The organism is Staphylococcus sp. GDY8P126P (genome assembly GCF_017891965.1).
Classification (GTDB): Bacteria; Bacillota; Bacilli; order Staphylococcales; family Staphylococcaceae; genus Staphylococcus; species Staphylococcus saprophyticus.
The window spans coordinates 155,559-176,209 of record NZ_JAESKG010000003.1 but is presented as its reverse complement, the minus strand read 5'-3'; the positions used below and the strand labels follow the sequence as shown (position 1 = coordinate 176,209).

General features: G+C 33.3%; 16 protein-coding genes. 10 read left to right on the top strand and 6 right to left on the bottom strand.

Annotation, left to right across the window (positions count from 1 at the left end):
- Positions 1 to 42 precede the first annotated feature (42 nt).
- From KA893_RS06150 to KA893_RS06140, 3 genes are all read left to right on the top strand, one after another.
- Positions 43 to 804, top strand: a complete 762-nt coding sequence (locus KA893_RS06150) for an ABC transporter ATP-binding protein (protein ID WP_075339897.1) — start codon at positions 43 to 45, stop codon at positions 802 to 804.
- On the top strand, positions 794 to 2,689 hold the full coding sequence (locus KA893_RS06145; protein ID WP_194375835.1) for an FtsX-like permease family protein: 1,896 nt from the start codon (positions 794 to 796) through the stop codon (positions 2,687 to 2,689). Before KA893_RS06150 ends, KA893_RS06145 begins: the two co-directional genes overlap by 11 nt.
- 168 nt (positions 2,690 to 2,857) lie before the next feature.
- Complete coding sequence (locus KA893_RS06140; protein ID WP_041079385.1) at positions 2,858 to 3,727, top strand: SDR family oxidoreductase; 870 nt, start codon at positions 2,858 to 2,860, stop codon at positions 3,725 to 3,727.
- Between the two features lie 235 nt (positions 3,728 to 3,962).
- Here KA893_RS06140 and KA893_RS06135 read toward each other — a convergent pair whose 3' ends face one another.
- From KA893_RS06135 to KA893_RS06125, 3 genes are all read right to left on the bottom strand, one after another.
- On the bottom strand, positions 3,963 to 4,271 hold the full coding sequence (locus tag KA893_RS06135) for a YxeA family protein (protein ID WP_069821620.1): 309 nt from the start codon (positions 4,269 to 4,271) through the stop codon (positions 3,963 to 3,965).
- Between the two features lie 451 nt (positions 4,272 to 4,722).
- Positions 4,723 to 4,929, bottom strand: coding sequence for a hypothetical protein (locus KA893_RS06130; RefSeq protein WP_041079384.1), 207 nt, complete (start codon positions 4,927 to 4,929; stop codon positions 4,723 to 4,725).
- A gap of 136 nt (positions 4,930 to 5,065) precedes the next feature.
- Positions 5,066 to 6,487: an SLC13 family permease gene (locus KA893_RS06125; protein WP_041079383.1), complete on the bottom strand. Its 1,422-nt coding sequence runs from the start codon at positions 6,485 to 6,487 to the stop codon at positions 5,066 to 5,068.
- Between the two features lie 155 nt (positions 6,488 to 6,642).
- On the opposite strand from KA893_RS06125, the gene KA893_RS06120 reads away from it, so the two are divergent.
- The 3 genes from KA893_RS06120 to KA893_RS06110 all read left to right on the top strand — a co-directional run bounded on the left by KA893_RS06120 (position 6,643) and on the right by KA893_RS06110 (position 9,907).
- Positions 6,643 to 7,839, top strand: a complete 1,197-nt coding sequence (locus tag KA893_RS06120) for a DUF819 family protein (RefSeq protein WP_069821619.1) — start codon at positions 6,643 to 6,645, stop codon at positions 7,837 to 7,839.
- Positions 7,840 to 7,867: 28 nt separating this feature from the next.
- A complete protein-coding gene (locus KA893_RS06115) occupies positions 7,868 to 8,431 on the top strand; it encodes a sugar O-acetyltransferase (RefSeq protein ID WP_002482261.1) in 564 nt (187 codons plus the stop codon).
- A 459-nt stretch (positions 8,432 to 8,890) separates the two neighbouring features.
- The gene (locus KA893_RS06110; RefSeq protein WP_041079381.1) at positions 8,891 to 9,907 is read left to right on the top strand and encodes a PTS sugar transporter subunit IIC; all 1,017 of its coding nucleotides are present in this window, start codon (positions 8,891 to 8,893) and stop codon (positions 9,905 to 9,907) included.
- A gap of 46 nt (positions 9,908 to 9,953) precedes the next feature.
- Here the strand turns inward: KA893_RS06110 and KA893_RS06105 are convergent, their stop codons facing one another.
- Positions 9,954 to 10,739: a putative hydro-lyase gene (locus KA893_RS06105; protein WP_041079380.1), complete on the bottom strand. Its 786-nt coding sequence runs from the start codon at positions 10,737 to 10,739 to the stop codon at positions 9,954 to 9,956.
- A gap of 179 nt (positions 10,740 to 10,918) precedes the next feature.
- Here KA893_RS06105 and KA893_RS06100 point away from each other — a divergent pair, with 179 nt between their 5' ends.
- Complete coding sequence (locus KA893_RS06100; RefSeq protein WP_069821618.1) at positions 10,919 to 11,500, top strand: DUF4064 domain-containing protein; 582 nt, start codon at positions 10,919 to 10,921, stop codon at positions 11,498 to 11,500.
- Positions 11,501 to 11,611: 111 nt separating this feature from the next.
- Here KA893_RS06100 and KA893_RS06095 read toward each other — a convergent pair whose 3' ends face one another.
- Positions 11,612 to 12,682, bottom strand: a complete 1,071-nt coding sequence (locus KA893_RS06095) for an acyltransferase family protein (RefSeq protein WP_002482266.1) — start codon at positions 12,680 to 12,682, stop codon at positions 11,612 to 11,614.
- Between the two features lie 340 nt (positions 12,683 to 13,022).
- Here KA893_RS06095 and pruA point away from each other — a divergent pair, with 340 nt between their 5' ends.
- The gene (gene pruA, locus KA893_RS06090; RefSeq protein WP_041079377.1) at positions 13,023 to 14,567 is read left to right on the top strand and encodes an L-glutamate gamma-semialdehyde dehydrogenase; all 1,545 of its coding nucleotides are present in this window, start codon (positions 13,023 to 13,025) and stop codon (positions 14,565 to 14,567) included.
- Positions 14,568 to 14,746: 179 nt separating this feature from the next.
- Here the strand turns inward: pruA and KA893_RS06085 are convergent, their stop codons facing one another.
- A complete protein-coding gene (locus KA893_RS06085; RefSeq protein WP_115343700.1) occupies positions 14,747 to 15,301 on the bottom strand; it encodes a TetR/AcrR family transcriptional regulator in 555 nt (184 codons plus the stop codon).
- 147 nt (positions 15,302 to 15,448) lie between these two features.
- Here KA893_RS06085 and KA893_RS06080 point away from each other — a divergent pair, with 147 nt between their 5' ends.
- Both KA893_RS06080 and aryK read left to right on the top strand, forming a co-directional pair.
- Positions 15,449 to 17,959 carry an MMPL family transporter gene (locus KA893_RS06080; protein ID WP_041079373.1) on the top strand — a complete coding sequence of 837 codons (2,511 nt, stop codon included), beginning with the start codon at positions 15,449 to 15,451 and terminating at the stop codon, positions 17,957 to 17,959.
- A 182-nt stretch (positions 17,960 to 18,141) separates the two neighbouring features.
- Positions 18,142 to 20,424 carry a transcriptional regulator AryK gene (gene aryK, locus KA893_RS06075; protein ID WP_194375833.1) on the top strand — a complete coding sequence of 761 codons (2,283 nt, stop codon included), beginning with the start codon at positions 18,142 to 18,144 and terminating at the stop codon, positions 20,422 to 20,424.
- Positions 20,425 to 20,651: the final 227 nt, after the last annotated feature.

The window sequence follows — 20,651 nt, the reverse complement described above, 5'->3', positions numbered from 1 at the left end:
TTCGTTAAGCTATGACTATACAGTAATTAAGGAGTGAGCGACTTGTCTATATTAAAAGTAGAAGGACTAACGAAAAGTTACGGAAACAGACATCGTCAACAAGAAGTATTAAAAGGGATTGAATTCTCAATAGAAAAAGGTGAATTTGTTTCTATTATGGGACCGTCTGGATCAGGAAAGACAACTTTGTTAAATGTATTGAGTTCTATTGATTATATTACCAGTGGAACAGTTGAAATCAATGGTCACAAATTGAATGAAATGAGTAATAAAGCATTGGCAGACTTTAGAAAAAAAGAAGTCGGTTTTATTTTCCAAAATTATAGTGTCTTAAATACACTGACAGTTAAAGAAAATATTATGTTGCCTCTATCAATTCAAAAAATGTCAAAAGAAGAAAAAGAAAAAAATTATAAAGAAGTGACAGAAGCATTAGGTATTCAAGAACTTGGAGATAAATATCCTAATGAGATTTCTGGTGGTCAACAACAACGTACTGCTGCAGCGCGTGCATCAGTCCATAAACCAGCAATTATCTTCGCGGATGAACCTACAGGGGCGTTAGACTCTAAAAATGCGCAAGACTTATTGCATAGACTTGAAGATCTTAATAAAAACATGAATGCGACAATCGTTATGGTGACACATGACCCTGTTGCAGCGAGTTACTCAAATAGAGTAATCATGCTGAAAGATGGCAATATTCATTCAGAAGTCTACCAAGGTGAAGATACGAATCAAGCATTTTATAAAAATATCATTCATATGCAAACAGCCTTAGGTGGTGTGGCACATGAGCTTTAATCAAATTGTTCTTAAAAATTTAAGACAAAATTTACGTCACTATGCGATGTATATATTTTCGCTCATTGTGAGTATTGTATTATATTTTAGCTTTGTTACATTAAAATATACAGATAGTATCAATAACGCGAATTCTATAGGCATCATTAAAAAGGGCTCTGTCGTTGGTTCATATTTTTTATTCGTTATTATTATCGTCTTTTTAATGTACGCAAATCAGTTATTTGTTAAAAGACGTACACGTGAATTTGCATTATACCAACTCATTGGGCTTACGAGATCTAATATTTTACGCATGATTTTGATTGAACAAATCGCTATGTTCTTAGTGACAAGTGTAATCGGTATTATCGTAGGTGTTTTTGGATCGAAAATTCTACTGATGATTGTACTTAAAATATTGGATATTAGTACAAGCGTATCATTAACATTCCAATTTCCAGCAGTTACACAAACTGTATTACTCGTTATTGTAGCAATGTGTTTAATTATGATACAAAGTTTTATCTTTTTACGAAAACGCAGTATTTTATCAATGATGAACGATAGTTCAAAATCAGAAGCAACTAAAAATAATATTTCAATTGCTGAACTCATATCTGGTATTTTGGGTATCGCTATGATTATCTTTGGTTACTATATGTCTACAGAAATGTTTGGTAAATTTGCAAGTGGTATGATGTTCACACCATTTATCATTCTGTTCTTAACAGTTGTAGGCGCATATCTATTCTTCAGAAGTTCAGTATCAGTTATTTTTAAAACAATCAAAAATGCTAAACATGGTAAAGTGTCCATTACAGATGTTGTATTTACTTCTTCAATTATGCATAGAATGAAAAAGAATGCGTTATCTTTAACAATTATTGCTACAATATCTGCAGTGACAGTGACAGTATTATGCTTTGGTGCAATTAGCAAAGCAACGATTGATGACAATGTGAAGTTGAGTTCTCCACAAGATTTTAATTTCACAGAACAAAAACAAGCAGAAGCGTTCGAAAATAAATTAGATAAGGCGCATATTGGTTACGATGAACAATATAAAGAATTAGAGAGAGTGAAAGTGACGAAGGATAGCTTTTTCAAGGAAAGTGGAGGCACTGGCAATATGATGCCAACTGAAATGTTTATTACGAGTAATCAATATTTTAAAGATAAAGACATTACTGGAAACAAAGCTAAGATAACTAATTTAGCAGCTGCAGGTGGATTTGCACAACATAATGATCAAGGTATTATTAAACTGAAAAGTAAACCGGATCAATCAATTAAGGTTATAGACAGTAATGAAAATGTCCATTTCAGTAGTGAAGTGAGCTATGCTGGACCGGTACTTATTGTTAGTGAAGATAAATATAATCAATTGAAACAAAGTGCTGTAGAAACCAAACATCAATATGGATATAATTTGGAAAAACAAAATGATTGGAAAGCGGCAAATAAAATCGCTAAATCCATTAATCCAGACATACAATCTCAAAAAACACAGCGACAAGATATGAATGATTCTGTAGGAATTCTACTATTTGTTACTGCATTTTTAGGATTAGCGTTTTTAGTGGCGGCAGGATGTATCATTTATATCAAACAAATGGATGAAACCGAAGATGAAATTCCTAACTTCCGTATTCTACGTAAGATTGGTTATACACATCAAGATATGCTGAAAGGGCTTGGACTTAAAGTGATATTCAACTTTGGTCTACCACTCATTGTTTCATTATTACATGCTTACTTTGCAGCAAAAGCCTTTATGTTTCTTATGGGTGGTTCAACGATGACTCCGATTTATATCGTCATGATTGCCTATTCAATTGTCTATGGTATTTTTGCAGTAATGGCTTTTGTGCATTCAAGCCGTATCGTCAGACATTCAATTTAAATATAATAACATTGGTTTTATTTAGAACACTGTAGCGTATATCGTTACAGTGTTTTTGGATAATGCACATAGTATGTCTAGAATTTATGTTGTGCCATTCATGTTTGTCATACGAATAAGGTGGTATCTATCAATGGATAGAGATTATAACAGAGAGGTGTATAGTTAATGAATTTATTAGAATTTCATAAGCAAATAAAAGGATACACACAAGATAGACAACCAGGTATACAAAAAGATATGAACCCACAACCAATCACGGAAATGGAAAGTTATCACAGTGGAGGCAAGTTAAAAGGTAAAGTTGCATTAATAACGGGTGGTGACTCTGGTATAGGACGTGCTATCGCAGTGCTTTATGCAAAAGAGGGTGCTAATGTAGCGATTGGTTACTATGATGAATATGAAGATGCTGAAGCGGTCGTTGAACAAATATCATCTTTAGGCGTTACTGCAAAAGCATACGCCCATGATTTAAAAAAAGTCGAAGATTCACAAAAATTAATTGAAAAGGTCATTGCTGATTTCGGAGAATTGAATATTCTAGTAAACAACGGTGGCGTTCAATTTCCACAAGATCATTTCGAAGATATCACACCTGAACAAATCAAAGAAACTTTTGAAACAAATATATTTGGAATGATGTTTTTATCTCAAGCAGCGGTACCACATTTAAAAGAAGGTGACGCAATCATTAACACGACGAGTGTTACAGCTTATAGAGGATCTGCACACCTAATTGATTATTCAGCTACTAAAGGTGCAATTGTTGCATTTACGCGTTCACTAGCGACAACTTTAATGAGCAAAGGCATTCGAGTCAATGCTGTGGCACCAGGTCCTATTTATACACCACTGATACCAGCTACATTTTCTGAAGATAAAGTGGAAAATCAAGGTGGGGAAACACCAATGGAAAGAAGAGGGCAGCCAGCAGAACTTGCGCCTTCTTATGTATTTTTAGCTTCCTATGCGGATAGTTCGTATATCACTGGGCAAGTTATTCATGTTAATGGTGGAGATTATATTACTTCATAAATATAGAAATGGAAAAAATAAGACAATGAGTCTGGGACAAACATAAATGTTTCAGACTCTTTTTCATTTTCTAGTCATCGTTCGCAGGATGGGACTAAAAAATCTATATTAGAAAATCTGATTTCTGACTCATTTTGATTGCTTAATGTTATTGGAAACTTATATTTAATTGATAAAACTGGGGAGAAGTACCTTTTGTTAAAGTTAAATATTTTATTGGAAATATTATTTTTAATCATTTTAATGATGGGAAAGATTGTTTGCTGATATATTCTATATGTTCAACGTATGTACCTTTATGTTTTAGTTTTACATATTGTTGAGAAGGGTTATACCCATTAAATGACACTTTATAACTGCGTTTTTCTCCTTGTTTAGAATAAATGGATACATCTTGATAGTATTGCGTGTTTAATTTAACGATGGCATAAGAGGTTTCTTTTTTTTTTAATAATGGGTTAAATCTGTCAAATTTATCAAATGAGAAGAAGGCAACTGTCAATAGTACAAAAAGGATAACGATAATGAGTAAGGTTTTTTTCATGATGATAGCTCCTTTATTTTAATGAAATGAGTACTTTCTAATAACGACAATACTACCTATACTTTAATTCCAAACGCCACCTTGAGTATAAACAGTAGCGGCTTTGAGTATAGGGCTAGTGCTTAAGGAAAATGAGACAAGCAACAATGAACTTACAATGAATTTCTTCATAAGAAAACCTCCTTTTAATAATTTTATTATATTATAAATAATTATTTATAATATTTCACTATAATGTATAGGGAAAATAAAATTCACGACAAAAAAGCAACGGCGCTTTTAAATAAGCGGTCCGTTGCTTCAGTCTGAAGGGTGTCTTAGAAAATCTATTTGTTGCAATTGCGTTATTCCGATACAGTAAATCCAATTTGTATATGCATAGCGTTACCTCAAGATAACGTATAGCATATGTTAAATACTTATGTGTCATGTCTTGATGAGGTTATAAACTTTAAAAGAAATCAGAAGGAATCAACTTTTCGAAATCCAAATTTTTTATACCGTCAAAATTTAGGTTTTCAATGCTTTGTAGTATTTCACCGTTTTTAACTTGGTTATAGTAATTTGTTGCCTCGGCAGTTACATCATGATCTTCAAAAGTCTTCACGACACCAAGTATAATGACCACGGCAATTGCTCCCTTAATTAAAAATTTCATAATTATTGACTCCTTTTATAAGTTTATATACCTAGTTTATACTGTTTCGCTCAATTTAACATGCGTCCTTAGTATAGATGTTGTGTCATACCTTAGCAGTATAGCACGTATCGATCGTTTATTGTGAAGCATCCAGCTATAAACCGAATGCGATAGGTAGCCAGAAATACGCAAAGAGTGAAATAACAATAATTGCAAAAATATCAAGTACAAAGCCAGCCTTGACCATATCTTTCATTTCTAACTCATCGGAACTAAATACGGCTGCATTCGGTGGCGTGGATATAGGCAACATAAATGCACAAGTAGAAGATAAGGCAACGATACCCATAATGATAAAGGGATCTTGGCTGATAGCTGCTGCAAATCCAATACTGATAGGCATTAACATATTTGAAACGGCAGTATTTGACATCACTTCTGTTAGGAATAAGATGGCCGTTGTTAATACAATTACAATGAGTATGAATGGCAGTGGCTTCACAATACCTAACATACCACCAAACCATTTTGTTAACCCTGAATCTTCAAATGCTGCAGCTAAAGACAAACCGCCACCAAATAGTAGTAATATTCCCCAGGGTAACTTATTCATATCGTCCCATACCAGTAATCCGCCTTTAGCATTTTTGGCTGGAATAAGGAATAACAACACAGCGCCAAACATTGCTATAATCGTATCTGTGATGTGCAATGTTTCAGGTAAAAGCCCTCCGAAAATCCATAATAAACTAACGAGTAAAAAGACAATGCCTGTTAATTTTTCTTCTTTAGACATCGGACCTAAATCATGCAAAGCTTTCTTGGCAAAATCTGAGGATATTTGGTCAGCGTCTTCAATTTTAAATAGCCATTTTGTTAAGAGGAAGTAGAGAATTGCTAATAAAATAACTGTTAATGGCACTGCGAAAATCATCCATTGCGCGAATGATACTTTTCGATCAAGACTTGATGATGCAACGGCAGCAAAGACTGCATTGGGTACTGAACCAATGAGTGTAGCTAGTCCACCAATAGAAGCGGAATAAGCAACGGTAAGTAAGAGCGCTTTACTAAACTTACTTGCAGATGCTGGTTTGAGAAATTGTGCATCCTTAATTTCTTGAATAAGTGCTAAGGCAATCGGTAACATCATCAGTGCTGTCGCAGCATTTGATATCCACATAGATATAAAGGCAGTGGCGATCATTGTTCCTAATATAATGCGGTTACTGCTTGTGCCCATCATGGAAATGATTGTCATCGCAATCCGCTTATGTAAATTCCATTTTTCAATCGCTAGCGCAATAATAAATCCGCCCATGTACATAAAAACAATGGGATCCGCATAGGCACTTGCTGCAATCACTTCATCTGTACCACCTGTAAGTGGTAGGAGAATAAGTGGAATTAATGAAGTCGCAGGAATTGGAATCGCTTCTGTAATCCACCATGTTGCTACGAATAATGTAACTGCTAACACAGCTCTAGGTGCGTCTGCTAAACCTGTAATGGCAGGTATAAAATAAAAGATAATAAAAAGTAATGGTCCTAAAATCAATCCGATTTTTTGTTTCATAAATGTAAATCCCCCTTGTTTATAACCCCTGTACCAGTAAGAATATCAATTTAAAACTTTATAAACAATTCATTTTTCAGAAAATTGTAAAAATAATCCGAGGTAACTGGTAGAATGAATTTAACAAATTGTAGATTGTCGAAGGGGGATTATTTATGCTAATAGGTGCAATAGTAGCTAAAGATGATACATGGTTATTATGGGCAATCATTATTGTTTGGGCAACGGTGAGTTTATTTTTAGAACAACGTTATCGATGGGCGAGTACCATTTCGGGTGCGATTATTGCACTTGTTGGGGCAATGTTACTATCGAATTTCAAAGTGATTCCAATGAGCGCACCAGTATATGACACTGTGTGGGATTATATTGTGCCCTTATCTATTCCATTACTTCTTTTTAGTTCTAATATATTGAAGATTTGGAAAGAAAGTAGAAGATTATTAGTGATATTTTTTGTAGCCTCTATAGGTACTATGATTGGTACAACGGTAGGATTTATGATCTTAAATCAATGGATTCCATATTTAAATAAAATAGGAGCCATGATGACTGGAAGTTACATTGGAGGAGGCGTTAACTTTGCGGCATTGAGTTCCAAACTTGAGACACCAAGTGAAATGATTTCATCTACTGTAGTAGCAGATAATAGCGTCATGGCACTTTATTTTATGCTATTAATCGCACTACCTTCATTGCCTTTAATTAAAAAACAATTTAAAAGTGACTATGAATCAAAAAGTACTCCAGAATCTCAACAAGCGTATTGGGAGCCAAAAAAAATACAATTATTAGATATTGCTTTTTCGATTGCAAGTGCTGTGACGCTTGTAGCAGTCAGTTTCAAAGGTGCTGATCTCATTCAACAATGGATGCCGCAACACAATGTAGTTCTTACATTGATTGTTTCTTTTTTGGGAGATCCTTATTTATTGTTAACCACTTTAACTTTAATTGTAGTTGCAGTTTGGGGAGACTTCTTTGAAAGTTTAGCAGGTGCTTCAGAAATTGGTACATTTCTAATTTATATTTTCTTTGTGGTTATTGGGACACCTGCCTCATTTGCTACGATAATAACAACGGCGCCTTTATTGTTTATCTTTGTTATAATTATCCTTGTCTTTAATCTAGGGCTAAGCTTAATCTTTGGTAAAATTTTTGGCTTTAAAATAGAAGAAATTTTACTTGCAAGTAACGCAACTGCTGGTGGGCCAACAACTGCTGCCGCATTAGGAATTGGCAAAGGTTGGACGAAGGTGGTTGGCCCTATACTTATCATTGGCACATTAGGTTATGTTATTGGAAATTATGCAGGAACGTTAATGTATCAACTTTTAACTTATTTAGGGTGAATATAAAAAATATGGAGGTGCATTTACGATGAGTGAAAAAGAAAAAATGTTAGCAGGTGATTGGTATGATGCTAATTTTGACGAATCATTAGATGCTGAGAGAATGAAGGCTAAGGATTTGTGCTTTGAATTAAATCATATCAAACCTAGTGATAAAGAATCGCGTCATACAATACTTACAAAATTATTAAATTATGAACCGAAAGCATTAGAGTTGTTAAGTCCATTCCAAACAGATTATGGATATAATATCTTTTTAGGTGAAAGAATTTTTATTAATCATGACTGCTATTTTATGGATGGTGGCAAGATATTTATTGGTGATGATGTGTTCATCGGGCCAAGTTGTGGCTTATATACAGCAGTGCATCCCTTAGAATATAAGGAACGTAATATTGGGTTAGAACAAGCACTACCAATTCGAATTGAGTCTAATGTCTGGTTAGGTGCCAATGTCGTTGTCTTACCTGGAGTAACAATTGGTGAAGGTTCAGTAATAGGCGCTGGTAGTACTGTGGCTAAAGATATACCGCCGAATGTGCTAGCGTTAGGTACACCAGCCAAACCGGTCAGCGATATCAAAAATCAATAAATTTAAGCTAATCGTATGTTGACATGCTGCTTAGCTATAAGTAATTTACAAGGTGTTTCTTGTTTTATATAGAAGAATATAATAATGCTCCGAAAGACGAGTGTGCAAATGCTAAAGTTGTTTTTTAGATTTGTATACTCGTTTTTTTAGTACAGTAAAAGTTAAACATATAAAATATACAAAACAAATATTCAGGCTTTTTGAAAGAAAATTAATATAAAATTGTGTAATATATTAAAAATAATTAAAACCATTTATCAAAATGTTCCGCGGAGCTTAAATAAAAATTAATAAAATTGTTCGGAATATAAAACGAATTTGTGTTAATATAAAATATGAGTGAAATAGTAGGAGTAATAATTAATAAAATGTTTGTCTATACTGCTTAGCAAATGGTTGAAAAATTATTTCCGTACTTAATTTAACTACTTCTAGAATAGGAATGAGGAATTCGAAAAAATGGATATTTTGATTGGAACATTGTTTTTAATTGTAGTGTTAGCACTTTTTACACTATTTACATATCGAGCACCTATGGGTATGAGAGCTATGGGTGCCTTAGCAAATGCAGCGATTGCGACTTTTTTGGTTGAGGCATTTCACAAATATGTCGGTGGAGATTTATTAGGCATTTCATTTTTGGGAGATCTTGGTGATGCAGCCGGAGGTCTCGGTGGCGTTGCAGCTGCTGGTTTAGTTGCACTTGCAATTGGTGTATCTCCGGTCTATGCATTAGCGATTGCTGCTTCATGTGGTGGACTAGATTTAATACCTGGTTTTGTTGCTGGTTATGTTATTGGTTATTTAATGAAATATGCAGAACGTAAAGTACCAGATGGTGTTGATTTAATAGTTGGTATTTTAATTATTGCACCCTTAGCGAGGTTAGTAGCCGTAGGTGTTACACCATTAGTCAATAATTCATTATTAAAAATCGGTGATATTATCCAAAGTTCTACTGAGGTCAATCCAATTATTATGGGTATTATCTTAGGTGGTGTCATTACAGTAGTAGGTACTGCACCGTTAAGTTCAATGGCTTTAACAGCGCTACTCGGTTTAACTGGTATGCCAATGGCCATTGCAGCGATGGTGTCCTTTGCATCATCATTTATCAATGGCACAATGTTCAATAAATTAAAATTGGGAGATCGTAAATCTAGAATTGCAGTTTGTATTGAACCTTTGTCTCAGGCTGATGTTGTATCAGCGAACCCGGTACCAATATACACAGCTAATTTTATTGGAGGTGCATTGGCAGGTGCTGTGATTGCATCATCAGGTATGATAAATGATGCTACAGGTACTGCGACACCATTGGCAGGGTTCTTGGTTATGTTCGGTTTTAATGATCCTATAAAAATATTTATCTATGGTGCGATTATTGGATTAATAGGTTTAATAGTTGGTTATGTTTGTTCAGTGTTATTTAAAAACTATCCAATTGTCTCAAAAGAGGATATAGAAACAAGATAGTAAAACACTTCGATGCTAAAAAGTTAAGGCATCGAAGTGTTTTTGACTAATCGATTAATTGACTATCTGGTATATCTGTAATAAACATATGACCTGGTGCATGTGTAATCATTAAATCGGGTTTAGCATCTAGTGCAACTGACTGAGGCGTTACACCACATCCCCAAAATACAGGAACTTCATTTTCATTAATAGTAACGGATTCACCGAAATCTGGTAGAGCAAGGTCTGTGATACCTATCTCTGTAGGATTACCAATGTGAATAGGTGTCCCGTGGACATTTTTAAAACGCGTCGTAATTTCTGTAGCTTTAATTGCTTGTGTCATGGTCATGGGTCTCATACTCACTGTAATGTTACCTTTAAATTGCCCACTTGGATTAGCAGGTATATTAGTTACATACATAGGGACATTGTGATTTTCTTCTAAATGTCGAATCGGTATGCCTGCTTCCAATAAAGCATGTTCGAATGTAAAACTACAGCCTATTAAAAAGCTAACCATATCATCAGTATATAAATCGTCCACATTGGCACGTGTTTCAATGAGTTCACCATATTGATAAATAAGGTAAGCAGCTACTTCAGTACTAATGTCTGCATTTACACCATATTTTGTAAATGATTTATTTCCTTTTTCAGATACGTCCAAGAGTGGACATGTTTTGGGATTTCTAAAACAGAATAGTAAAAAATCATAAGCATATTTAGATGGAAGTATGACTACGTTAGCTTGTACATAGCCTTTTGCCATCCCGCTTGTGTGACCAGTTAGTTTCCCTTGTGTAATCATTTCTCTTAAAGTGCTAGGTTGCGCATCTTGTAGGTTCAATCAAACCACCCCTTAACTATGTATTATTACTATTTTAACAAAAAATGTAATCAAATAGGGATTAAATACTTTTAAAGTAATTTACTTGAACGCGTGTCACTGAATGGCATACAGACCAGTGCATAAGTTATTGAAAAGCAGGGTATGAAAACAACATAGATGATGTTAGGAGGAGACATATGAAAAGGACTGCTGAAAAAATACTCATATGGATTGGTATTATTCTACAATTTATTTTAATTTTTTTAATGGCTATCGTTGCACCATTTTTTAATGATGTCAGTGTGAAAAATGAGTTAATAGAAGTAATAAACCAGAGTAATATTTATAATCAAAATGCATCACAGATGGATCCAGCTAATATAGTAGACTTAGTGAGTAATCTATTTATTTTAGCTTTAATTGTTGTTATTGTTTGTACAGTGATTGCCATTATATTTGCAATATTAACAAATAAACTTCCAAAATTTGTTGGTATTATATTTATTTTACTGGGACTTGTGACAGTTCTTACACTCAATTGGATAACAGCTATACTTTGGTTAGTAGCAGGTATATTATTATTAGTAAGAAAAAAACAAAAATCTTATGATCGCTATCAACCAGCTAAAGGAAATAGAAAAAAAGAACAAGCAAAGCATCATCATAACAATCAAAAACGTAATACTAAAACTACATATCATGAAGTGGATGATTATAAATCAGAAGAACAAGATAAAGCACCAACACAATTAAGTAGGAAATCACGTTATAAAAAATAGCGAATAAAATAGCCTGAGACATACATAGATGTCTCAGGCTATTTCCAATTTAGAGCGTAGATGACTGAATGAAAGTAGTAAATGCGCATTGACGTACATTAACATTTCAGCTTAATCCATTTTACCGTGTTTATAACTTTCGTATACTTTGTCATATTTTATATGGCCAATACCACCAACGATAAACTTACCATATTTTGACAAATTGAATATATAGGCTAAACAAATGGACACGGTTAACGTGATAATGAAATTGAAAGCAATATTTCTAAGTGAACTATCTGCTCTTAACAAACCTAAGTCATGGACGAAGAAGTAATGTATTAAGTAGATACAGAAGGAATAGTTACTTATAAATAATATGGATTTTGGTACATATTTAACATATGAAGCGAATAAGAAAAAGACTAGGATAACCATCGTTACATAAAAAGGAATATCAAAGCGTTTTGATTCTACCCACGTGCTTATGCCAAACAAATAGTTACCGACTAATATAGAAGTTGCTATTATTGCGCCAATAATAATTGGCCAAGTATATTTTTTAATCTTCTTCATGAAAGTTTCATAGTAGATACCAGTGTAAAAGCCAAGTAAGAAGTAACTAATCCATCCTAAAAAGAGCATCCAGCCTTCTCTTTCCCAGAATAGACCAAGGATTGGATGTTCTGACTGTGGTGCATATTGTCTAAATGCCCAATAAATTGTAGCAAAGATAACGGCACCAATAATCACTGGGACAGGTTTCCATTTAATGAGATATTTTGCAAAAAGTATATGTAATATATAGAATTGGAAAATAATAACAATGAAATATGTCACTGCACCACCATGGAACATTGTGTCTCCCAGATGTGTCATGAATTGATCGAATGTTTTGGATTCAAAATAGAATAGTGCAATACCAATGTTAATGATTATATAGGGGATACCTAAATAAATTAATTTATTCTTAAAAAATCCTGGTTTTGTTTTGACGTGATAATTTTTAGCTAATAAGAATTCAGAAATAAATACAAATAATGGGGTACTGAACATAAGCATTAATTGAAATACTCTGATTGCAGTTCCATGACCTACAAAATCCATTTTGCTAAATGTAGTTGTAATAGAATGAATGAGAACAATACTTAAACAAGCTATCGTGCGCATCCAAAATATAACTGACGTATATGTTTTCATATATAGCTTACCTCTCGATTGTTCATTTAATTTAAAATTTAATATAATTATAAAAGCGAATGTTTTATAATTTAAAATAATAACATAAGAATATAACCTAATCACGAATTTTAAGTAACAAATTATTAAATTTAAAATACAAAATATAAACATTACACAATTAAAAATATCGAATATAATATAAAGTGTGGCAAAATGAACGGAAATAGATTCGAAGCGACTCAATTTTAGGAAAGTTTATGTAAGCGATTGCATTTATTGTGTGATACATATACAATGACATTAAGAATGGAAGATTCCATTTAGTTTTCTATTTACAAACTCACATGGGGGTAGAAAAATGGTAGTCAATTATCACAATGAACCAGGCATAGATTTTACAGATAGTAAGAATGTTGAATCATTTAAAGAAGCATTAAAGAAAGTTAAAGGTGAATTAAATCAAAAAATTCCTTTAGTTATTAATGGAGAAGAGAAATTCACAAAAGATACGTATCAGTCTATCAATCCTGCAAATACAACTGAAGTGATTGCAGAAGTTTCAAAAGCAACTCAAAAAGATGTGGATGACGCATTTGAAGCAGCTAATGAAGCTTATAAATCTTGGAAACGATGGTCACACAAAGACCGTGCTGAATTTTTAATTAGAGTTGCAGCTATTATTAGACGTCGTAAAGAAGAAATCTCAGCAGTAATGGTTTATGAAGCAGGTAAACCATGGGATGAAGCGGTCGGCGATGCTGCAGAAGGTATTGACTTCATTGAATATTATGCAAGATCAATGATGGAGCTTGCTGATGGTAAACCAGTATTAGATAGAGAAGGAGAACATAATAAATATTTCTACAAACCTATCGGTACAGGCGTAACTATCCCACCATGGAATTTCCCGTTTGCAATTATGGCAGGAACAACATTAGCACCTGTAGTTGCAGGGAATACAGTACTTTTAAAACCAGCGGAAGATACACCATTAACGGCATATAAATTAATGGAAATTTTAGAAGAAGCTGGATTACCAAAAGGTGTTGTGAATTTTGTACCAGGTGATCCTAAAGAAATTGGCGATTATCTTGTTGATAGTGTACACACGCATTTCGTTACATTTACAGGTTCTCGTGCAACAGGTACTAGAATTTTTGAGAGAGCAGCCAAAGTACAAGACGGACAGCAATTCTTAAAACGCGTGATTGCTGAAATGGGTGGTAAAGATGCTATTGTAGTGGATAAAGACATTGATACAGATTTAGCTGCAGAATCAATCGTATCGTCTGCTTTTGGTTTCTCTGGTCAAAAATGTTCAGCTTGTTCACGTGCCATTGTACACAAAGATGTATATGATGAAGTTTTAGAAAAAGCTGTTGCATTAACTAAAAACTTAACTGTAGGCAATACGGAAAATAACACGTATATGGGACCAGTTATTAATCAAAAACAATTCGATAAAATTAAAAATTATATTGAAATTGGTAGTAAAGAAGGCAAGTTAAAACAAGGTGGCGGTACAGATGATGCTACTGGATACTTTGTAGAGCCTACTATTATAGCAGACCTTAAATCGAGCGACCAAATTATGCAAGAAGAAATCTTTGGCCCGGTTGTAGGTTTTGTTAAAGGTAAAGACTTTGAAGAATTATTAGAAATTGCGAATGATACAGATTATGGTTTAACAGGTGCTGTGATTACAAATAATCGCGAAAACTGGATAGAAGCCGTTGAATCATACGATGTTGGTAACTTATATCTGAACCGTGGTTGTACATCTGCAGTTGTTGGATATCACCCATTCGGTGGTTTCAAAATGTCAGGTACAGATGCTAAAACAGGAAGTCCAGACTACTTATTAAACTTCTTAGAACAAAAAGTAGTTTCAGAAATGTTTTAAATCGCATAAAGTGATTTATTAAAAGCATATCAATATAACACGATCTTTAAATTGAAAAAGGCGATGCCAGTAAAATGGCGTCGCCTTTTTGTAGTGTAATAAGTTTTAATGTCATTGAAAAAGGGCATTATAATTAAGATTATGGAAATGACATATCATATAAAATACTTCAACAATGATTAAACATCTTCAACTTTGATATTGATTAATTTTTGGAAGAGTACGTCGATTTCATGTGCGCTTAGTTGAATATCATTATCTCGTATCCATTCCATAAAACCATATAAACTCGTTCCGTAAATATAAAATATCAATTCTGTTGGAACGCTTGCGTCTACTGAAATGCGATGTTCATTTTCCTTAATATCATTTTGCAATATTTTGATGAAATAATTACTGATTGTACGCTCGAATTCTTTATCATCGCATTGTTTATCACCAACACGTTTCAACTCGTTAATATCATTTAAAGTTCTTTCCATAACACTAAAGGGATTATTGATACGATCTTTAATATCCATAGAAAAATAATCTTTTGTGATTTCTGTAATTAAATAAATAAGCAAATCGTATTTATCATAGAAGTGTTTATAGAATGTCGTTCGATGTGTGAGTGCTTCATTACAAATTTGGTTTACCGTGATGTTTGAAAATGCATGTTTCTCAAGCAAGACATATAGGCTTGTGGATAAAGCGCGTTTGGTTTTAATGACTCGTAAATCTTTTTCATTCATTCTACATTTCTCCTAATCTGTAGTTTAAATAGGCATATTACAGTTTTTAATTCTTTTATTAATTGTACACAGCGTTTATTGTGTTAATATAAATAATCTACACTATACAATTAAACTATAACGTTGATTATCTGAGGAGGCAATAGATTGGCAAAGTTTTTATACAAGTTAGGATCATTTGTGGCCAAACATAAATGGTGGAGTATCGTTGCGTGGGTTATTATACTTGCTGCAATTATTATCCCGCTTACAGTAAGTGCACCTAAATTTGATAATGATATCACAATGAATGGTTTGCAATCACTTGATACTAACGATAAAATTGAAGATGAATTTAATCAAGACAGCGAGAAGGCTCAAATAAGGGTTGTATTTAAAAGCGATGCCGATAATGGCATCGTTAAACAAGATATGACAAAAGATATCAAGGATACATTGAAAGACATCAAAGATGATGACAAAGATATTAAAAACATTACCGATCCATACGAAAATAGACAAATAAGTAAAGATAAAACGACAGCATTTGCAGATATTAATTATGATATCTCTGCGACGTCTATGACACAAGATGGCAAGGATAATGTGCAAGATAAAGTCGATAAATTAGAAGATGACCATAATGTGCAAGTTGAATTGATGGGTACAGGTATGGAAAACACAGAAATTGGCGGTTCTTCTGAATTAATCGGAATTATCGTAGCGTTTGTTGTGCTTCTCATTACATTTGGGTCATTTATTGCGGCTGGTATGCCAATTATTAGTGCATTACTTGGCTTAGGTACAGGTGTAGGTATTATTTCGTTACTTACATATGCTTTCGATATCCCTAATGTAACATTAACATTAGCGGTAATGATTGGCTTAGCTGTAGGTATAGATTACGCTTTATTTATATTATTTAGATACCGTCAGATTGTTAAGACGGAATCGAATCATATTAAAGCAGTTGGTTTAGCAGTAGGTACTGCAGGAAGTGCCGTTATCTTTGCTGGGGTAACTGTAATTATAGCTGTTTGTGGTTTATCGTTAGTTGGCATTGATTTCCTAGCTATCATGGGTTATGCCTCCGCAATCAGTGTGCTTGTAGCGGTTATTAGTGCGTTGACATTGTTACCAGCTTTAATCAGTATTTTCCATAAACAAATCAAACCGAAAAAAACGAAATCAGAATTTGACAACGATGTAGACACAAAATGGTCTAAATTTGTCGTCGGTAAACCATTAGCTGCTGTACTTATAGGACTTATTATATTAGTCGTAGCTGCAATACCAATTAGTAACATGAGATTGGGTATTCCAGATGATGGTATGAAACCAGCAGATAGTACGCAGAAGAAAGCGTATGATATTGTATCTGATAAATTTGGCGAAGGCTATAACGGTCAAATTGCCATGCTTGTGAATGTTAAAGATGAGAATGATAACCCACAAGCATTACAAAAAGATTTACAAGATATGACGAAAGATATCGATAAAAAAGATAATGTTGATATGGTGACACCACCACAATTGAGTAAAAACAAAGATTATGCCTTAATTGCGGTAATTCCAGAAAAAGGACCTAACGCAGAATCTACAAATGATTTAGTTCATGATTTAAGAGATTATAATGATGATGCTAAAGATAAATATGGTTTCAAGACAGAAGTGTCAGGACAAAGTGTCATCAATATAGACATGTCTCAAAAATTAAATGAAGCGATTCCGTTATTTGCAGGTGTTATCGTAGCATTAGCGTTTATCTTGTTAATGATTGTATTCCGTTCAATTATTATTCCACTTAAAGCGGTATTAGGCTTTGTACTTTCATTAGTTGCAACACTAGGCTTTACAACTTTAATTATGCAAGAAGGATTTATGTCAGGCTTATTCGGTGTGGATACGACTGGACCATTACTTGCATTCTTACCTGTTATAACTATAGGTCTGTTATTTGGTTTAGCAATGGACTATGAAGTGTTCTTAATGTCACGTATCCATGAAGAATACAGTAAGACACGCAATAATGAACACTCAATTAAAGTTGGTATTAAAGAAAGTGGCCCAGTTGTTGTCGCTGCCGCATTAATTATGTTCAGTGTGTTTATCGCCTTTGTATTCCAAGATGACGTGATGATTAAATCCATGGGTATTGCACTTGGATTTGGTGTATTATTTGATGCATTTGTCGTCCGTTTATTATTAATACCAGCATTAACACAATTGTTTGGTAAAGCATCTTGGTACATTCCTGGTTGGTTAAATAGAATCTTACCGCATGTTGATATTGAAGGACATGCATTACAAGATAAAATGCCTTCAAAACCAGAAGCGAAACAAAATCAAAATGCATCGAAAGAACAGTATGATCGTTCATTTAGTATTGCAACTTCAAATGATAACCGTGACAACAAAAATGTGATTACTACTGACGCACAAACAAAAGCTTTATATAATCAAATTGCTCAACAGTCTACGAATCAACATTTCTTATATGAAGCATTAAAAGCTTATCAAGGTAAGGCAGATAATGATGCTGATAGATGTCATGAAGCAACTTCTAAATTAAATGAAGATTCAGAGCTACAAGATAAAGCATTGATGTCACTCTTATCAAAACAAAGTGACAATATCAGTGAATTAAATGCATTGATAGAAAAACTTGTTAAAAAATAATAGATTCGATTGTTGAATTAAGCGTAGGTACATAGCCATTAGGCTGTGATACCTACGTTTTTTTATATACCAAATTGTTTCGTGATTGCGTAAGCGTCACTGTCAAAAATTTGCTAATCTTGCTAAAATGAAAGTATTAATTAGTCCTCGTACACGAAGTATAAGTTAATAAGAGGTGCAACATGAGAGAACTATATAATGTGGAATTTAATAAAAATTTTAATAGGCTTACAGATTTAGAAGAAGGGTTACGCATTGTGCTCGTACTAAACGGTATGATGAAAGTGATTAATGGAGACTCTGTGACAACCTATCAAAAAGGCGAAGTATTTCTGATTAATCATAGAGCGTCATGTCGATTTTCAACTCATAAAGATACATTATATCTTTCAATTCATTTAACGGAATCATACTTAAAACAGTATATGAATGATTATAAAGATAAAGCATTTATTTTAAATAAAAATACTTTGCAAGAAGTCATTTACCAACAAATTGTGAATGCAGTTGCCAAAATAGGCATTGTCTATATTAGAAAAGGTGAATTCTACCGTTTATATATCGAACAACAACTCATAGATTTAATATTTATCATGATGCGGTATTTACCAACTACCAATATACAAGCACAAATGCCATTGGTAGCAGATGACAGGTTAGCATATATTTGCGAATATATTGATAAACATTATACTGAATCGATTAAACTTACTGAAATGGCAGACATGGTTGGACTTAGCGATGCTTATTTATCTAAATTGTTTAAGCAAAAAAAGGGCGTTGGATTTAATCAATATGTGAATCATGTGCGCCTTGAACAGTGTAAAAATGATTTAATTTACACGAATGAACCCATTACACAAATCGCCTATAAAAATGGCTTTAGTAACTCTAACGCATTATTAAAGTACTTTAAAGCTGAAACAACATACACGCCATCGAACTACCGACTTAAATTTCAAATGAAAGAACAACATATAAAAGTAGATGATTGTCCTACCACAACAACGTATCAATCTTATTTATATTATTTATCTTTATTGATTGATCAAAATATAGGAGATATTGTTCAATCACCCGATGCACAAAAAGTAATTGATATCACATTACAAAATGACGGTAAATCCATTTCCCACTATCAACACGTTATTCAGGTTGGTTATCTCGAAACAATCCTGACACATCGCGTTAGGAGACAGTTAATTGAAGTGAAGACCATGTTAGGATTAGACCATATACTTATCAAAGATCCCATTCAACAGGGACATATCAATCATTCGGAAATTGAGAGTGATGAAATGATTCCCAATATACATCCTTACATGCAAGTGGATGAATCAATTAATTTTTTAATAAAACATCAAATTGGTTTAGGCATCGAACTTACGCCACCTAGAAGTACGATTAATTTCACCCAATATTATCAAGAATTGACTTACCTTTTAGAACATATTTTTAATGGCTTACCAAATAATAATTTATTGAAATTTGTAGTTTATATTGATTGTAAGCAAGATTCAATATTTAATCAGCTGGTTGCTCTTTTTAAATATTATTTTACAAATGTGGAAATTGTGCTGAATGTGGACATAGGGAAATTAGAAGCGCCTCATAAAGCGAAACGAATTTTAGAACAATCAGACAGTATTGTTGATCGCATTGCTTTTTCAGCCAATCAGAATGATATGATTGATTTTCAATCTATAGAAAGTCAGCAATATGAATTAGCGAAACGACATATTTACGAACAATTTAATAAGGTTGTTGAAACATTAGAGCTTCAGCAAAGTTCTATCTCGTTTATATTATTAAATTGGAATACGTTGACTGGAGATACACATTTAACGAATGGAGAGTATTTTAGAGCGGGTATCATATTTGAACAGTTAATTGAAATGAATGACAGAATTCAAATGATCGGTTATTGGCTGAATTATGAGCTGCATGAACAATTTAAATTAAAAGATTCAAGTGCACAACTCACTGGTATTGAGTTATATCATCAATTTGATGGAAAAAGGCCGGCCTTTTTTACAAGTGCCTTTTATAGAAAACTGTTCGATCAAGTGTTATATCAAAGTGAAAATTGTATGGTTGTTGGATCGACTGACCATTTTCAAATTGTCATGTGGGATGCAGAACATTATAATCCATATTATATATTGAATCATCATGCACAATATTTAAATCATAAGGAATATCAGATTAATATCATCAATGCACATCCTGGAACATACAAAATTAAGCATATGACCTTAGATAAAAATAACGGGGCATTATATACAGTTTGGCAAGATTATAATACGCGATATGGTATGGATGAAGAAACCATTGCTTATGTTAATCGCATCTCATATCCGAAAATGGACATTAGTGAAGTGAAAGTCAATGATACAATCACATATCACTTGAAATTGCTAACGAATGCTGTCCAAATTATAGAGTTTAAAAAATATCTATGTTGAATTGGCTATTACAACGAAGGGGAGGCACCTTTTGTTGTAATAGCCTCTTTCTATTTATCAAAATTTGAAAGGTATGTTGTTAAAAAGACAAAAATGATACATCTATTTTTGTGGTCAGTCGAAGAAATAGTACATATGCAATAAATAGATAGTTAAAATAGCAAATAATATATATTGCTATTAATTGATAATCACTACACTTGAGATAGAGAGGATAGCGAATTAAT

Bases quoted from the DNA above. Each gene is read 5' to 3' on its own strand.
- KA893_RS06115 (WP_002482261.1), top strand. From the start codon at position 7,868: ATGAGTGAAAAAGAAAAAATGTTAGCAGGTGATTGGTATGATGCTAAT.
- KA893_RS06120 (WP_069821619.1), top strand. From the start codon at position 6,643: ATGCTAATAGGTGCAATAGTAGCTAAAGATGATACATGGTTATTATGG.
- KA893_RS06085 (WP_115343700.1), bottom strand. From the start codon at position 15,301: ATGAATGAAAAAGATTTACGAGTCATTAAAACCAAACGCGCTTTATCC.
- KA893_RS06125 (WP_041079383.1), bottom strand. From the start codon at position 6,487: ATGAAACAAAAAATCGGATTGATTTTAGGACCATTACTTTTTATTATC.
- KA893_RS06095 (WP_002482266.1), bottom strand. From the start codon at position 12,682: ATGAAAACATATACGTCAGTTATATTTTGGATGCGCACGATAGCTTGT.
- KA893_RS06145 (WP_194375835.1), top strand. From the start codon at position 794: ATGAGCTTTAATCAAATTGTTCTTAAAAATTTAAGACAAAATTTACGT.
- KA893_RS06135 (WP_069821620.1), bottom strand. From the start codon at position 4,271: ATGAAAAAAACCTTACTCATTATCGTTATCCTTTTTGTACTATTGACA.
- KA893_RS06110 (WP_041079381.1), top strand. From the start codon at position 8,891: ATGGATATTTTGATTGGAACATTGTTTTTAATTGTAGTGTTAGCACTT.
- KA893_RS06140 (WP_041079385.1), top strand. From the start codon at position 2,858: ATGAATTTATTAGAATTTCATAAGCAAATAAAAGGATACACACAAGAT.
- KA893_RS06100 (WP_069821618.1), top strand. From the start codon at position 10,919: ATGAAAAGGACTGCTGAAAAAATACTCATATGGATTGGTATTATTCTA.
- KA893_RS06130 (WP_041079384.1), bottom strand. From the start codon at position 4,929: ATGAAATTTTTAATTAAGGGAGCAATTGCCGTGGTCATTATACTTGGT.
- pruA (WP_041079377.1), top strand. From the start codon at position 13,023: ATGGTAGTCAATTATCACAATGAACCAGGCATAGATTTTACAGATAGT.
- aryK (WP_194375833.1), top strand. From the start codon at position 18,142: ATGAGAGAACTATATAATGTGGAATTTAATAAAAATTTTAATAGGCTT.